Source organism: Bordetella genomosp. 9, from assembly GCF_002261425.1.
Lineage (GTDB): Bacteria > Pseudomonadota > Gammaproteobacteria > Burkholderiales > Burkholderiaceae_B > Bordetella_C.
This window is the reverse complement of sequence record NZ_NEVJ01000003.1, coordinates 986,267-1,001,440: the sequence shown is the minus strand read 5'-3', so window position 1 is coordinate 1,001,440 and position 15,174 is coordinate 986,267. Positions and strand designations below refer to the sequence as shown.

The following is a 15,174-nucleotide window of genomic DNA, read 5'->3' as shown; positions in this document are numbered from 1 at the left end:
TTTAGCGCGCCGATGGCTTCAGCCGGCGAAGAACGCGAACCGGATGACGAACAGGGCGGCCACCAGCCAGGTGGCCGCGTGCACCTCGCGCGCCTTGCCCGTGAGCGTCTTGAGCACGACATAGCTGATGAAACCGAAGGCCAGGCCGTTGGCCACGGAGTAGGTGAAGGGCATTACCAGCGCCGTCAGGGCCGCGGGCGTGGCTTCCGACACGTCGTTCCAGTCGACTTCGATCAGTTCGCGCATCATCAGGCCGGCGACGTAGAGCAGGGCGGGCGCGGTGGCGTAGGCCGGCACCGATCCGGCCAGCGGCGAGATGAACAGGGCGGCAAGGAAGAGCAGCGCCACGACTACGGCGGTCAGGCCGGTGCGGCCGCCCGCCTGTACGCCGGACGCGCTTTCCACGTACGCGGTCGTGCTGCTGGTGCCCAGCGCCGAGCCCGCCACGATGGCCGCGCTGTCGGCGAACAGCGCGCGGCCCAGGTTGTTGGGCCGGCCTTCCGGGATCAGCCCGGCCCGCTTGGCCACGCCGATCAGCGTCCCCGTGGCGTCGAACACTTCGACCAGCACGAAGACCAGGATGACATGGAAGAAGCCGCTGTTCAGCGCGCCGGCGACATCCAGCTGCATCAAAGTCGGCGCCAGGCTCGGCGGCGACGAGAACAGGCCATGGAAGCTGTTGTAGCCCAGCACCATCGACAGCACGGTGACGACCAGGATGCCGATCAGGATGGCGCCGCGCACGCGCAGCGCATCCAGCGCGGCGATGATGAAGAAGCCCAGCACGGCGAACAGCGGTCCATGCGTGCGCAGGTCGCCCAGGCTGACCTTGGTGGCCGGGTTGGCTACCACGATGCCGGCGTTCGACAGGGCGATGATCGCCAGGAACAGGCCTATCCCCGCCGCGATGGCGCTGCGCAGGGATTGCGGGATGCCCTTGATCAGCCAGCCGCGCACGCCGGTGACCGTCAAGAGCAGGAAAATCAGGCCGGAGATGAACACCGCGCCCAGCGCCTGCTGCCAGGAGTAGCCCATGGCCTTGACCACGGTGAAGGCGAAGAAGGCGTTCAGGCCCATGCCGGGGGCCATGCCGATGGGCCAGTTGGCCAGCAGCCCCATGACCAGCGATCCCAGCGCGGCGGCCAGGCAGGTGGCGACGAACACCGCGTCGCGGTCCATGCCGGTGGTCGACAGGATGTCGGGATTGACGAAGATGATGTAGGACATCGTCAGGAAGGTCGTCAGTCCCGCGACGACTTCCCCGCGTGTCGTTGTCCCATGTTCCGTCAGTCGGAATAGTCGTTCCAGCATGTGCTTCTCCCAGGCGGTCCCGTCGTCGTCGCGGAGGTTATCGGCCAAGGCGCGAACATACCATTTCCGACGCCGCAGTAAACTCGCGGCCATGATCATTCTCGGTTTTGAAAGCTCCTGCGATGAGACCGGCGTGGCCGCCGTCTGCACCGAACGCGGCCTGCTGGCGCATGCCCTGCATACGCAGATCGCCATGCATCAGGAATACGGCGGCGTGGTGCCGGAACTGGCGTCGCGCGACCACGTGCGGCGCGTGGTCCCGTTGACCCGCCAGGTCTTGCGCGAAGCCGGCCTGGCGGTCTCTGACGTCGATGCCGTCGCCTACACGGCCGGTCCGGGCCTGGCCGGCGCGCTGCTGGTCGGCGCCAGCGTGGCGCAGGCCTTCGCCTGGGCGCGCGACCTGCCGGCCATCGCCATCCATCACCTGGAAGGGCACCTGCTGTCGCCCCTGCTGGCGGATCCGCGTCCGGAGTTTCCCTTCGTGGCGCTGCTGGTATCGGGCGGGCATACCCAGCTGATGCGTGTGGACGGGGTGGGGCGCTACACCTTGCTGGGCGAGACGCTGGACGACGCCGCCGGCGAAGCCTTCGATAAGTCGGCGAAGCTGCTGGGCCTGGGTTACCCGGGCGGCCCGGCGCTGGCCGGATTGGCGGAGCAGGGCGATCCGGCGCGTTTCGAGCTGCCGCGCCCCATGCTGCACAGCGGCGACCTGGATTTCAGCTTCAGCGGGCTGAAGACGGCGGTGCTGACGCGGGTCAAGGCCCTGCGGCAGGGCGGCGGCGAGCCGGATCCGGCCGCGATCGCGGATCTGGCCGCGGCCACGCAGGCCGCCATCGTCGACGTGCTGGCCGCCAAGGCGGCGAAAGCCTTGAAGGAAACCGGCCTGCGGCGCCTGGTGGTCGCGGGCGGTGTGGGGGCCAACAAGGCCCTGCGCGAGCGGCTGGCGGCGTCGCTGCCGCGCCTGAAGGCGCAGGCGTATTTCCCGCCGCTGTCGCTATGCACCGACAACGGCGCCATGATCGCGTTCGCCGCCGGCGAACGGGTCAAGGCGGGACTGGCGCTGCTGGACCGCGGCAGCCATGCCTTTACCGTACGGCCGCGCTGGGACCTGGAAGAGGTATCCGTGGCGGCCTGACAACAGCCGCGTCCAGCTTTTCTTCCGTTCAGCTTTTCTTCTTTTGCCCGACCTTCGATTCCGTGCCGTTCAACAGGCGGCTGATGTTGGCCCGATGGCGCAGGATGAGCAGGACGCTGATGACCGTGATCGCCGCCACCAGCGGCGGTTCGGCGTACCAGGCCAGGTTCGACCCGAACAGGTAGTACACGGGCGCGAACACCGCCGCCACCAGCGCGGCCAGCGACGAATAGCGGAAGAACACCACGATGATGATCCAGGTCGCCACCGTGGCCAGCGCCAGCCAGGGGGAGACCGCGAACAGCACGCCCAGCGCCGTCGCCACCCCCTTGCCGCCCTGGAATTTCAGGAAGACGGGGTACAGGTGTCCCAGGAAAACCGCCAGCGCCGCCAGCGCGATCACATTCCACGTCACGCCCACCGGGCTGCCGATGCGCTGAACCAGCCACACCGCGAACCAGCCCTTGGCGGCGTCGCCCAGCAGGGTCAGCGCGGCGGCCGTCTTGTTGCCGGAGCGCAGCACATTGGTCGCGCCGGGGTTGCCGGACCCATAGGTGCGCGGATCCTGCATCCCCATCAGCCGGGTGACCACCACGGCGAAGGGGATCGAGCCGATCAGATAGGCCAGCACGACAAGACCGACGTTGTAGGCGATGGGGTAGTGGGTCTGCAGCATGGGCCTTTACGCGAAGAGAAATTGGCGCGGATTCTACCGTGGCGCTGCCGCGCCGGCTGCCTACAGTACAATTCGACGCGACCCGCCGCCATAATTTTCTTTTCGACGCAGAATGCGGATTCTGGTTTCCAACGATGATGGTTATTCGGCGCCCGGCCTCCTGGCGCTCGTGGACGCCTTGCGGGGATTGGGCGACCTGACCGTGGTCGCCCCCGAGGTCAACCACAGCGGCGCCTCCAATTCCCTGACGCTGAATCGTCCGCTGTCGGTGCGCGAGGCCGCCAACGGTTTCCTCTACGTCAACGGCACGCCGTCCGATTGCGTACACGTCGCCCTGACGGGCGGCCTGGTGGACGCGCGGCCGGACCTGGTCGTTTCCGGTATCAACAACGGCGCCAACATGGGTGACGACACGCTGTACTCGGGTACCGTGGCCGCGGCCATCGAAGGCTATCTGTTCGGCATCCCCTCCATCGCGTTCTCCCTGCATGAAAAGGGCTGGGCCCACCTGGACGCCGCCGCCGCGATGGCGCGCCGGGTGGTCGAGCACCACATCGCCCATCCGCTGCCCGCGACCGTGCTGCTGAACGTGAATATTCCCAATCGGCCCGAGCAGACCATGCAGGGCATGCGCGTGACGCGACTGGGCAAGCGCCATCCTTCCGAGCCCGTGGTGCGCACCACCACGCCTTACGGCGACACCGTCTACTGGATCGGGCCGGCCGGGCTCGCGGCGGATGCCGGTCCGGACACGGATTTTCATGCAGTGGCCGACGGCGCGGTGTCGATCACGCCGCTGCGACTGGACCTGACGCACCAGGCGATGCTGCCTGAACTGCGCCACTGGGCGGAGCCTCTATGCGCAAAAGGGTAGACCCGGAACCGATTCCGCCCGCGAGCCCGCCCGTCAGGTCGCGCGCCGGCGGGTACCAGACCGGCAACCTGGGGCCCGGCTATACCGCCACCAATAGCAACACCCGGATTTCCGCGGCCACGCTGCCGCGCACGCCGCCGACGCTGCCCAGCGGCGCGCCGGCGATACCCAATACGGCCGGCAATCTGGGCCTGAATTCGGAACGCCTGCGCCGCGCGATGGTGCAGCGCCTGCGCGACCAGGGCATTACCGACGATCGCGTGCTGCACGCCATGGACGCCGTGCCGCGCCACCTGTTCGTCGACCAGGCCCTGGCCAGCCGCGCCTATGAAGACGCGGCGCTGCCGATCGGGCACTCGCAGACGATCTCCCAACCCTGGGTCGTGGCGCGCATGATCGCCGCCGTTTGCGAAGATCGCGAGCCCACCCGGGTGCTGGAAGTCGGCGCGGGCTGCGGCTACCAGGCCGCGGTGCTGGCGCAATTCATTCGCGACGTGTACGCGATCGAACGCATACGCGGCCTGTATGAGCTGGCGCGCGGCCATCTGCGGCAATTGCGATTGACCACGCGCGTGCGCCTGAGCTATGGCGACGGCATGCTGGGATTGCCGAATACCGCGCCTTTCGATGCTATTGTTGTGGCCGCCGCCGGCCTGGCCATCCCGCAGGCATTGCTCACGCAGCTTGCGCCAGGCGGCCGGCTGATCGCGCCCGAAGGCGGTTCCGACCAGCGCCTGGTGCTGGTGGAGCGGACCGGGGCGTCCAGCTGGAAACGCGTGGAACTCGAAGCCGTTCGATTTGTCCCGCTAAGGGCCGGCATACAATCGTGAGCTACCAGGAGAATCATATGCTCGACGGGCAGTTGCAACTGACCGCCACCGAATTCCCGGGCGCGCCTGCCGCGCGCCCGTCCCGCGCCCTGTTCTGGGTGGGATTTGTCTGCCTGGTCCTGGCGGGCTGCGCCTCGCGCACCGAGCGCGCGCCGGTCGTCGACCTGAATACCACGCCCGCGCCGTCGACCCCGGCTGTCTCGGGGGCGACCTACGTGGTCAAGCCCGGCGACACGCTGTACGGCATTTCGCGGGCCAATGGCGTCGACGTCGATAGCCTGAAGCGCTGGAACAACCTGGCCGATTCCAACCATCTGGCGGTGGGCCAGGTGTTGAAATTGTCCGCGCCCGCGGCCGGGGCGGCGACGCCCGCGGCGGGCGGCGGCAAGCCCGCGCCCGCCACGCCGGTCAAACCGGCCGATACGCGCATCGAACCCACGCCGCTGCCGCCGCCGGGCGAGCAGCCGGCGCAGCCCGCGCCCGCGCAGCAGCCGCCCGCCACCACGCCGCCGGCGACGACGCCCGCGCCGGCGCCGGTGGAAACGCCCAAGCCCGCGCGTGCATCGGATGCCGGGGTGATCAACTGGGGCTGGCCTGCCCAGGGCCAGGTGATCGCGACGTTCAACAACAGCACCAAGGGCGTCGATATCGCCGGCAACCCCGGCGATCCGGTCGTGGCCGCCGCCGACGGCAAGGTGATGTACAGCGGCAACGGCGTGCGCGGCCTGGGCAACCTGATCATCGTCCAGCACACCAATGGCTTCATCACGGCCTATGCGCACAATCGCGCGCTGCTGGCCAAGAGCGGACAGGAAGTGAAAAAGGGCGCCAAGATCGCGGAAATCGGCCAGACCGACGCCGCGTCGCCGCGCCTGCACTTCGAGATCCGGCGCCAGGGCACGCCGGTCGATCCGCTGCAATACCTGCCGCAGCGCTGATCATGACGCCCACCCTGGTCTTCGATCTGGAGACCCTGCCCGACGTGGCGGGGCTCCGCCGCCTGAATGGCTGGGGCGTCGACCTGCCCGACAGCGAAGTCGCCGAGCGCGCCTTCGCCGAACGGCGCGAGGCCACCGGCGGCAGCGATTTCCTGCCGCTGCACCTGCATCGGGTGGCCGTGATCGGCTGCGTCTTCCGCGACGACCAGGGCTTCCGGGTGCGCACGCTGGGCAAGCCGGACGACGACGAACCCGCGCTGCTGGCGGGCTTCTTCAAAACGATAGAACGCTATACGCCCAAGCTGGTCAGCTGGAACGGTTCCGGTTTCGACCTGCCCGTGCTGCACTATCGCAGCCTGATCCATGGGGTGCCCGCGCCCCGCTATTGGGACCAGGGCGAAGATGACCGCGAATTCAAGTTCAACAACTACATCGGCCGTTACCACACCCGCCACGTCGACCTGATGGACGTGCTGGCCAAGTACAACGGTCGCGCCAACGCGCCGCTGGACCAACTGGCCAAGCTGTGCGGTTTCCCGGGCAAGCTGGGCATGGATGGCGGCAAGGTCTGGGATGCCTGGAACCAGGGCAAGGCCGACGAAGTCCGCGCCTATTGCGAGACCGACGTGGTCAATACCTGGCTGGTGTATTGCCGCTGGCGCTTCCTGCGCGGCGAACTCGATGCCGCTTCCTACCAGGAAGAAATCGACCTGGTGCGCGACACGCTCGCGGCCAGCCCGGCGCCGCATTGGAAGGAATACCTGGCGGCCTGGGACCAGGAGCGGACGGCTCCCTGATCCCCGATCGGGGCGCAATCGACTGAAACAAACGGGGCCGCGCGCGAAACCGGCGCGTAATCGGACCCCCATGACAATGGTCTCGCACTCTCACTCCCTAGGAGACCACTCATGTCCCGATTCGCCATTCGTCCCGTCGTCGCCAGCCTGGCGCTTGCCGTCGCTGCCGGTACTTTCGCCGGGGCTGCTTCCGCGGCGCCGGACGCTTCCACGTCCGCGGCGCAGCCCAGCACGGCGCAGTCCGGCGCCAGCCATTCCGGCAAGAGCGCGGACGGCCGCCGCTTCCACCACATGCAAGGCATGCGTGACGCCTTGTGGGTGCCCGGCGTGGGCCCGCTCGGCAAGAAGGAAGTCGCGGCGCTGAAGCTGGATGCCAACCAGCAGGCGCTGTTCTCCGCCGCCCAGCAGGCGCAGCAGGACTTCGGCAAGTCCATGCGTGAGGGCATGGCCACCCGGCACCAGACGCTGGACCAGCAACTGCAAGCCGGCAAGCTCGATCCCCATGCCCTGGCCGACGCCCAGGCCCAGGCCCGGCAGCAGTACCAGGGGCGCGCCGATGAGGTCCGCCAGAAATGGCTGGCCGTGTGGGACAGCCTGAACGACGGCCAGCGCCAGCAGGTGACCCAGTTCGTCAAGGATCGCCAGGCGCGCATGCAGGAGCGCCGCGAGGAGCATCGCAAGGATGGTCGTCCCGGCGCCGAACGTCGCCCGGCCCCGGCCGCGCCGGCGACTTCCAGCTAAGCCCTCTCCAGGGGCGGCCGGCCGCACGTAGCCGGTCGTTCCTGGCGGCAGGTACCCGACGCCCGCATCCGTATGCACGGATGCGGGCGTTTCCCTTTCTTGGGGCATCGGTCGCGCAGGCTTGCGGGGCGTCTCCTGCACCGTTATGGTGCGGGTTCGGCTATCACACAACGTCCGTTTACGTATTCTTCAAGGTGTGAAAAGTTGGCACGGATTTCGCTTTTATGGGGGAGAAGCCGAGGAGGTGCGGCTATCCCGATGCAAATGGGGTTGGCCGCGGCGGTTTCGTAGTACCTGTCATTTCCCGCTGCGCCATGACCGGCGGGTTCGCCCCGCCGGATCATGCCCACATACACGCATCACTGAGACCAGGATCCTTGCCATGAAGAAGACGTTGCGCGCAGTCCCCTTTGTTCTTGCCACGTGTTTTGCCGGGGCGGCCCATGCCGACCCGACCGATCTGGGCGCGGGTTTTTCGCTCAGCGGCAACGCCACCGTCACCAACGACTATCGTTTCCGTGGCTATTCGCAGACCGACTTCCGGCCGGCGGCTCAGTTGGGACTGGACCTGACGCACTCGTCGGGCTTCTACCTTGGCAACTGGAACTCGAATGTTTCCAGCACCCTGTACAACGAGGGCAACCTCGAAATGGACTTCTACGGCGGCTGGCGCGGAGAGGTCTACAACGGCTTCGGCATCGACGTCGGCGCGCTGCACTATTACTACCCGGGTTCGTCGTCTCCCAAGGGCGGCAACTACAACAACACCGACCTGTACATCGCCGGTACCTATGGCGGCTACTCCCTGAAGTACTCCTACACGCCGAGCGATTTCTTCAGCACGCCGAATTCGAAAGGCACGTGGTACCTGGACGCGTCGGCGACCTGGGACCTGGGCGACGGCTGGGGCCTGGTGGGCCACGTGGGCTACCAGAAGCTGAAGAACCAGGTCGATACGGATGGCGACGAACTGGGCCACTACGTGGACTACAAGCTGGGCGTCACCAAGGACATCAAGGGCTGGGTGTTCGGCCTGGCCGCGGTCGGTGCGTCCAAGGACAATTGGTACAACACCAAGTACGACCATCCCGCCGGCCGGCTGGGGCTGGTCGCTTCGATCTCCCGCACGTTCTGAGCGGGCGCGCCACTGGCGCGACCGCCCGGCCGGGCTTGCCGGATCGCGACGCGCGCGTCGCGGTACGGGGCTCCGGTCCATGCATACCAAAAGCGGCTTGACCGCGCTCCCAAGGGGAAACGTCCGCCATCCGGCGGACGTTTTTTTTTGCCGCCCGGCCGCCTCAAGGCGAAAGGGCCCCGGGGGCAAGCGCGGGTTTCGCGGAACTTCTACAATGCCGGGCTGTTCCGATGAGATAGCCGATGTCCGAAGTCCTGAATATCGAATCCCTGGACCTGGAAGCCAGGGGTATCGCCCGCCGCGAAGGCAAGGTGGTATTCGTCGAAGGCGCGCTCCCTGGCGAGCGCGTCACCGGCGAAACCGTGCGCCGCAAGCCGTCCTACGAAATCGCCCGCACGGTAGAGGTGCTGCAACCGTCATCCCAGCGCGTCACGCCGCGCTGCCCGCATTTCGGCGTCTGTGGCGGCTGTGCCATGCAGCACCTGGAGCCCGCGGCCCAGGTGGCGATCAAGCAGCGCTCGCTGGAAGACACGTTCTGGCACGTGGGGAAACTGCGCCCGCAGCGCATCCTGCCGCCGCTGCATGGGCCCACCTGGGGCTACCGTTTCCGCGCGCGGCTTTCCGTGCGCGTCGTCCCCAAGAAGGGCGGCGTCCTGGTCGGCTTCCACGAGCGCAAGAGCAGCTACGTCGCGGACATGCGGGAATGCCACGTCCTGCCGCCCCATGTGGCGCGTTTGCTGATGCCGCTGCGCGCGATGATCGGCGCCATGTCCGCGCCCGACCGCATGCCGCAGATCGAGGTTGCCGTGGGCGATGCCGCCACGGTGCTGGTACTGCGCCACCTGCTGCCGCTGACGCCCGGGGATATCGACATCCTGCGCGCCTTCGCCCAGGAAAACGGCGTGCAATGGTGGCTGCAGCCCAAGGGGCCGGACACCTGTCATCCGCTCGAAAGGGAACACGCCGAAACGCTGGCCTACACCCTGCCGGAGTTCGGCTTGCGCATGCCGTTCAAGCCCACCGACTTCACGCAGGTCAATCACGCCATCAACCGTGCGCTGGTGTCGCGCGCCCTGTCCTTGCTGGAAGCCCGGCCGGACGAGCGGGTCGCCGACCTGTTCTGCGGACTGGGCAATTTCACGCTGCCCCTGGCCACGCGGGCGCGCGAGGCCGTGGGCGTGGAAGGCAGCAAGGCCTTGACGGATCGGGCGCACGAAGCCGCCACGCGCAATGGCCTGGGCGACCGCGTGTCGTTCGCCACCTTGAATCTGTTCGAGGTCGACGTGCAATGGCTGCGCGGCCTGGGCCATTTCGACCGCATGCTCATCGATCCGCCGCGCGAGGGCGCGCAGGCCGTCGCGCAGGCGCTGGCACAGTTGTCCGCCGCTGAGCGGCCGCGCCGCATCGTGTACGTGTCCTGCAACCCGGCCACGCTGGCGCGCGACGCCGCCATCATGGTGCATGAAGGCGGCTACAGCCTGCTGAGCGCGGGCGTCATCAACATGTTCCCGCACACAGGGCACGTGGAATCCATCGCCGTGTTCGAGTCGGGCGATGCGGCGGCGATCGAAGGGGCCCAGCGCCAGGCGGCGGAAAAACGCCAGGAAGCCGCCCAGGCCGCGGACCAGGAGCAGGCCGCTTGAGGCAGCGGCGGCCCGTCCGGCCGCCGCGGGCCAGACAAAAGGCCGCCTGATCGGCGGCCTTTTTCAATGCGTCCCGCTGGCGGGCGCGCGGCGCCCCGCGTGTCAGGCGGACGTCTGCGCCAGTACCCGCTGCGCTTCTTCGCGCACGCGCTGCGGGGCGGTGCCGCCGATGTGATCGCGCGCCGCGACCGAGCCTTCCAGCGTCAGCACCTGGTGCACGTCTTCGCCGATGGACGCGTGGTAGGCCTGCAGTTCCTGCAGCGTCAGGTCGGCCAGGTCGCAGCCGCGCAGTTCGCAGTCGCGCACCGCATGGGCCACGACTTCATGCGCGTCGCGGAAGGGAATGCCGCGCTTGACCAGGTAATCGGCCAGATCGGTCGCGGTGGCGTAGCCCTGCAGCGCCGCGGCACGCATGTTTTCCACCTTGACCTTGATGCCGCCCGCCATGTCGGCGAAGATCGTCAAGGTGTCGCGCAGCGTGTCGGCCGTATCGAAAAGGCCTTCCTTGTCTTCCTGGTTGTCCTTGTTGTAGGCCAGGGGCTGGCCTTTCATCAGGGTCAGCAGGGCCACCAGATGGCCGTTGACCCGGCCGGTCTTGCCGCGCGCCAGTTCGGGCACGTCCGGGTTCTTCTTCTGCGGCATGATGGAGCTGCCGGTGCAGAAGCGGTCGGCCAGGTCGATGAAGCCGACGCGCGGGCTCATCCACAGGACCAGTTCTTCCGACAGACGCGACACGTGCGTCATCACCAGCGCGGCGGCGGCGCAGAATTCGATGGCGAAGTCGCGGTCCGACACGGCGTCCAGGGAATTGCGGCACACGCCGTCGAAGCCCAGGGTGGCGGCGACCCGTTCGCGGTCGATGGGGAAGCTGGTGCCGGCCAGCGCCGCGGCGCCCAGGGGCAGGCGGTTCACGCGGCGGCGGCAGTCCTGCAGGCGTTCGGCGTCGCGGCCGAACATTTCGGCGTAGGCCAGCAGATGGTGGCCGAAGGTCACGGGCTGGGCCACCTGCAGATGGGTGAACCCGGGCATGATGGTGTCGGCATGTTCCAGCGCCACCGTGGCCAAGGCATGGCGCAGTTGCCGCAGCAGGTCCAGGGCGACGTCGATTTCGCCGCGCAGCCACAGGCGGATGTCGGTGGCCACCTGGTCGTTGCGCGAACGGCCGGTATGCAGCCGCTTGCCGGCGTCGCCCACCAGTTCCACCAGGCGCTTTTCGATGTTCAGGTGGACGTCTTCCAGGTCGAGCAGCCATTGGAAGCTGCCGGCGTCGATTTCCGACAGGATCTGCGCCATGCCGCGTTCGATGTCGGCCTTGTCCTGCGCGGAAATGATGCCCTGGGCGGCCAGCATGTCCGCATGGGCCAGGGAACCCTGGATATCGTGGCGCGCCAGGCGCTGGTCGAAATCCACGGATGCCGTATAGCGTTTGACGAGATCGGAGACCGGTTCGGAAAACCGGGCGGACCAGGCTTGCGCCTTGTTGGCGAACTGGTTCTGGGAGGGGGAGGAGGGCGTCGACATAGTGACGGGGATTATAGAGCCCGCCGTGAAGCGCGGTGTCATAATCGAACCGGCCTGGCCGTCCGATGGTGAGATAATCGGCAGACGTTCCAACGGCTGTGCCGGCCGCCGTGCCGGCGTTCCGCCACCCTCTCTACGGAAGCAACTCCATGACCGCACCCCGCGTGGCGATCGCCCAGATCAATTCTTGTGTCGGAGACATCTGCGGAAATGCCGAACGCGTCCTGCAGGCGGCTCGCGAGGCGCACCGGATGGGCGCCGACATACTCCTGACGCCGGAACTCGTGCTGACCGGTTACCCGCCGGAAGACCTGCTGCTGCGGCCGCAGTTCGTCTGCGAACAGCAGCAGCAACTGGACGAACTGCGCCGCGACCTGGCCGAGCTCAAGGGCCTGCACGTGGTCGTCGGCCACGTCGATGGCGATACCTGCGGCGCCAAAGCCTACGCCTTCGCGGACCGCACGGGCCGCCATGTGCTGTACAACGCCGCCTCGGTGCTGCTGGAAGGCCGCGTGCTGGGCACCTATCGCAAGCGCGAGCTGCCGAATTATTCCGTTTTTGACGAGCAGCGTTATTTCATTGCCGACGGCAAGCCGTTCACCTTCGACGTCAAGGGCGTGCGCTTCGGGGTGGTGATCTGCGAAGACATCTGGTTTTCGCATGCCCCGCAGGCGGCGCGCGAAGCCGGCAGCCAGGTGCTGCTCGTCCCCAACGCCTCCCCCTTCAATACCGGCAAGCAGGCGCAGCGGATGGAAGTCGTGGCCGAATGCGCGCGCCTGAGCGGCGGCGCGGTGATCTACGCCAACATGGTGGGCGGCCAGGACGAACTCGTCTTCGACGGCGCGTCCTTCGCGGTGGACGCACAGGGGCAGCCGCGCGCGCGCCTGCCCGAATTCGAGGCCTGCGTGCATGCCGTGGACGTGGGCGCGGACGGCAGCATCACCCCCGTGGACGCGCAGGCCGACCTGCAGCCCAGCGATCCGGAAGAGCAGGTCTGGAAGGCGCTGGTCGTGGGCGTGCGCGACTACCTGGGCAAGAACCGATTTCCGGGCGCCATCATCGGCCTGTCCGGCGGCATCGATTCGGCGGTGGTGCTGGCCATCGCCGTCGACGCCCTGGGCGCCGACAACGTGCGCGCCGTCATGATGCCGTCGCGCTACACCGCCGATATTTCGCAGACGGATGCCGCCGACATGGCCAAGCGCCTGGGCGTGCGCTACGACGTGATCGCCATCGGGCCGGTGGTGGAAGGCTTCGAATCCGCGCTGGCGCCGCATTTCGCCGGCATGGCCGTGGACGCTACGGAAGAGAACATCCAGGCCCGCGTGCGCGGCACGCTGCTGATGGCGCTGTCGAACAAGACCGGACGGCTGGTGCTCACCACCGGCAACAAGTCGGAGATGACCACCGGCTACTGCACGCTGTACGGCGATATGGCAGGCGGGTTCGCGGTCATCAAGGACGTACCGAAAACGCTGGTCTACCGCCTGGCCAACTGGCGCAACCGCCAGCAGGAAGTCATTCCCGAGCGCATCATTACCCGGCCGCCTTCGGCCGAACTGCGGCCCGACCAGAAAGACCAGGACAGCCTGCCGCCCTACGACATCCTGGACGGCATCGTCGAGCGATATATGGAGCGCAACCAGTCCGCCGCCGATATCGTCGCCGCCGGTTTCCCCGAGGACGCGGTCGAGCAGGTGGTGCGGCTGATCCGCGTCAGCGAGTACAAGCGGCGCCAGGCGCCCCCCGGACCCCGTATTACTCCCAGGGCGTTCGGCAGGGATTGGCGCTATCCTGTCACGAACGGCTTCCGGGAAACGACCTGACCCCGCCACCCATTCGTCATAAATAGAATCGAGGACTGCACGTGAAACTAGTTACCGCCATCATCAAACCCTTCAAGCTGGACGAAGTCCGCGAAGCCCTGGCCGACGTCGGCGTCAGCGGGCTGACCGTCACGGAAGTCAAGGGTTTCGGCCGCCAGAAGGGGCATACCGAGCTTTATCGCGGCGCCGAATACGTCGTCGATTTCCTGCCCAAGATACGTGTCGAAGTCGTGCTGCCCGACGAGATGGTGGACAACGCCATCGAAGCCATCGTCAAGGCCTCGCGCACGGGCAAGATCGGCGACGGCAAGATTTTCGTCACCGCGGTGGAGCAGGCCATCCGGATTCGCACGGGCGAATCCGACAACGACGCCCTGTAATCGCAGGGATAGGGGAGTACCTCACATGGTTGACCTTGCCAGGATAGGCGCCGATCGGGCCGTGCGGGAATTGTCCGGATGGTCCGCCGTCGCCGGCCGCGACGCCATCGCCAAGACCTTCGTCTTCGGCGATTTCGACGGCGCCTTCGCTTTCATGGCGCGCGTGGCGCTGATGGCGGCCAAGATGGACCATCATCCCGAATGGTCCAACATCTACAACCGGGTCGAAGTGGTGCTGGCCACGCATGACGCCGGCGGCGTGACGTCGCAGGACGTACAGATGGCGCGCTTCATGGACCTGCTGGTGGGGTCGTGACGTTCCGGCAAGGCAGGCGCTAGCGCTTGTCGTCGCGGGCCTGGTGCAGGGCCGCGTACTCCTTGAATATCGATTCCGTGATGTTCTGCCGCGCATGTTCGCGGCGCTCTATCATGCCCACGGCCCGGACCACCGGGCCGATATCCTCCGGCAAGTCCCATACGCGCAGGTCCGGGGCCGTGCGCCACTGCGACCACATCAGCTGCGGCAGCAGGCTGACGCCCACTTCCTGTCGCACGAGTTCCACCACGGTTTCGATGGCGTTCAATTCCAGGAAGTCGTGCACGTGGACGTTCATCCTCCGCAGCACGCGGTCGATCTGCAGGCCGGTGCGCTGGGTGCGGTCGAAGCGCAGGAAGGGGTTGCGCTCCAGCAGCTCGCGCACGGTCTGGCCGGCCGCCGTGGGCGGCGCCAGCGCCACCAGCGGTTCTTCATGCAGCGGGGTCCAGCGCATGCTGGCCACGCGGCGGCCCGATTCCACCACCAGCGCGGCGTCCAGGTCGCCGCTTTCCACCTTGCTGGCCAGCTCGCCGGACTTTCCGGAGAACAGGCGTACGTCCAGGCTGTCGTGCCGGCGCTTGAGCTCGGACACGACCTTGGACAAGGCGCCCATGCAGGACACGATGGCGCCGAAGGCGACCGAGCCGGCCAGTTGCCCGGGGCCGGGCTTCTGCGGCAGCCGCATGCGGTCGTACAGGTCGAGCAACTGCTTGACCTCCGGCAGCAGCTCGCGGCCGGCGGCGTTCAGCAGGGCCAGCCGGCCGCTGCGGTCGAACAGCTCGCGGCCGAGGTCTTCTTCCAGGGCGCGCATCTGGAAACTGACGGCCGCCTGAGTCAGGGCGACGCGCTCGGCGGCTTCGGAAAAGGATCCATAGCGGGCGACCGCCATGAAAGTGCGCAGGAAACGGATGGTGCTCATGGATGCCGGGTGCCGGTGATGCGTGGCCGCCCTAAGGGTATGCCCTGGGACACCGTGCGACCGGTAACGGGGTTCACCAGGGAGCGCCACCAACCTATAAAAAAATCTTTTGTGACGCGAAAAAAATTCAAA

The 15,174-nt window shown here is 67.4% G+C and carries 15 protein-coding genes; 11 read left to right on the top strand and 4 right to left on the bottom strand.

Annotated elements, in window-relative coordinates:
• Positions 1–18: 18 nt before the first annotated feature.
• Positions 19–1,311 (bottom strand): NCS2 family permease, encoded by a 1,293-nt coding sequence (locus CAL26_RS15660; protein WP_094849905.1) that lies wholly within the window; start codon positions 1,309–1,311, stop codon positions 19–21.
• A 91-nt stretch (positions 1,312–1,402) separates the two neighbouring features.
• Here CAL26_RS15660 and tsaD point away from each other — a divergent pair, with 91 nt between their 5' ends.
• Positions 1,403–2,446: a tRNA (adenosine(37)-N6)-threonylcarbamoyltransferase complex transferase subunit TsaD gene (gene tsaD, locus CAL26_RS15655; protein ID WP_094847789.1), complete on the top strand. Its 1,044-nt coding sequence runs from the start codon at positions 1,403–1,405 to the stop codon at positions 2,444–2,446.
• A gap of 28 nt (positions 2,447–2,474) precedes the next feature.
• On the opposite strand, the gene plsY is transcribed toward tsaD, so the two are convergent.
• Complete coding sequence (gene plsY, locus CAL26_RS15650) at positions 2,475–3,122, bottom strand: glycerol-3-phosphate 1-O-acyltransferase PlsY (RefSeq protein WP_094847788.1); 648 nt, start codon at positions 3,120–3,122, stop codon at positions 2,475–2,477.
• 112 nt (positions 3,123–3,234) lie between these two features.
• Here plsY and surE point away from each other — a divergent pair, with 112 nt between their 5' ends.
• The 7 genes from surE (at position 3,235) to rlmD (ending at position 10,080) form a co-directional block, all read left to right on the top strand.
• Entirely contained in the window at positions 3,235–3,996 is a 762-nt protein-coding gene (gene surE, locus CAL26_RS15645) for a 5'/3'-nucleotidase SurE (RefSeq protein WP_094847787.1), read from the top strand.
• Positions 3,981–4,826, top strand: a complete 846-nt coding sequence (locus tag CAL26_RS15640) for a protein-L-isoaspartate(D-aspartate) O-methyltransferase (RefSeq protein WP_094847786.1) — start codon at positions 3,981–3,983, stop codon at positions 4,824–4,826. Before surE ends, CAL26_RS15640 begins: the two co-directional genes overlap by 16 nt.
• Before the next feature lie 17 nt (positions 4,827–4,843).
• The gene (locus CAL26_RS15635) at positions 4,844–5,764 is read left to right on the top strand and encodes a peptidoglycan DD-metalloendopeptidase family protein (protein ID WP_094847785.1); all 921 of its coding nucleotides are present in this window, start codon (positions 4,844–4,846) and stop codon (positions 5,762–5,764) included.
• 2 nt (positions 5,765–5,766) lie between these two features.
• A complete protein-coding gene (locus CAL26_RS15630) occupies positions 5,767–6,561 on the top strand; it encodes a 3'-5' exonuclease (RefSeq protein ID WP_094847784.1) in 795 nt (264 codons plus the stop codon).
• A gap of 111 nt (positions 6,562–6,672) precedes the next feature.
• Positions 6,673–7,302 (top strand): hypothetical protein, encoded by a 630-nt coding sequence (locus CAL26_RS15625; RefSeq protein WP_094847783.1) that lies wholly within the window; start codon positions 6,673–6,675, stop codon positions 7,300–7,302.
• A 382-nt stretch (positions 7,303–7,684) separates the two neighbouring features.
• Positions 7,685–8,437 carry a TorF family putative porin gene (locus CAL26_RS15620; protein ID WP_094847782.1) on the top strand — a complete coding sequence of 251 codons (753 nt, stop codon included), beginning with the start codon at positions 7,685–7,687 and terminating at the stop codon, positions 8,435–8,437.
• Between the two features lie 242 nt (positions 8,438–8,679).
• Positions 8,680–10,080: a 23S rRNA (uracil(1939)-C(5))-methyltransferase RlmD gene (gene rlmD / locus CAL26_RS15615; RefSeq protein WP_094847781.1), complete on the top strand. Its 1,401-nt coding sequence runs from the start codon at positions 8,680–8,682 to the stop codon at positions 10,078–10,080.
• A gap of 102 nt (positions 10,081–10,182) precedes the next feature.
• Here the strand turns inward: rlmD and argH are convergent, their stop codons facing one another.
• On the bottom strand, positions 10,183–11,601 hold the full coding sequence (gene argH / locus CAL26_RS15610; protein WP_094847780.1) for an argininosuccinate lyase: 1,419 nt from the start codon (positions 11,599–11,601) through the stop codon (positions 10,183–10,185).
• Between the two features lie 149 nt (positions 11,602–11,750).
• Here argH and CAL26_RS15605 point away from each other — a divergent pair, with 149 nt between their 5' ends.
• From CAL26_RS15605 to CAL26_RS15595, 3 genes are read left to right on the top strand one after another with little or no spacing between them, the layout of a single operon-like run.
• The gene (locus CAL26_RS15605; protein WP_094847779.1) at positions 11,751–13,427 is read left to right on the top strand and encodes an NAD+ synthase; all 1,677 of its coding nucleotides are present in this window, start codon (positions 11,751–11,753) and stop codon (positions 13,425–13,427) included.
• A gap of 41 nt (positions 13,428–13,468) precedes the next feature.
• Positions 13,469–13,807, top strand: a complete 339-nt coding sequence (locus tag CAL26_RS15600; protein WP_086065533.1) for a P-II family nitrogen regulator — start codon at positions 13,469–13,471, stop codon at positions 13,805–13,807.
• Positions 13,808–13,832: 25 nt separating this feature from the next.
• A complete protein-coding gene (locus CAL26_RS15595) occupies positions 13,833–14,123 on the top strand; it encodes a 4a-hydroxytetrahydrobiopterin dehydratase (RefSeq protein ID WP_094847778.1) in 291 nt (96 codons plus the stop codon).
• A gap of 19 nt (positions 14,124–14,142) precedes the next feature.
• Here CAL26_RS15595 and CAL26_RS15590 read toward each other — a convergent pair whose 3' ends face one another.
• Entirely contained in the window at positions 14,143–15,042 is a 900-nt protein-coding gene (locus CAL26_RS15590; RefSeq protein ID WP_094847777.1) for a LysR family transcriptional regulator, read from the bottom strand.
• Positions 15,043–15,174 lie beyond the last annotated feature (132 nt).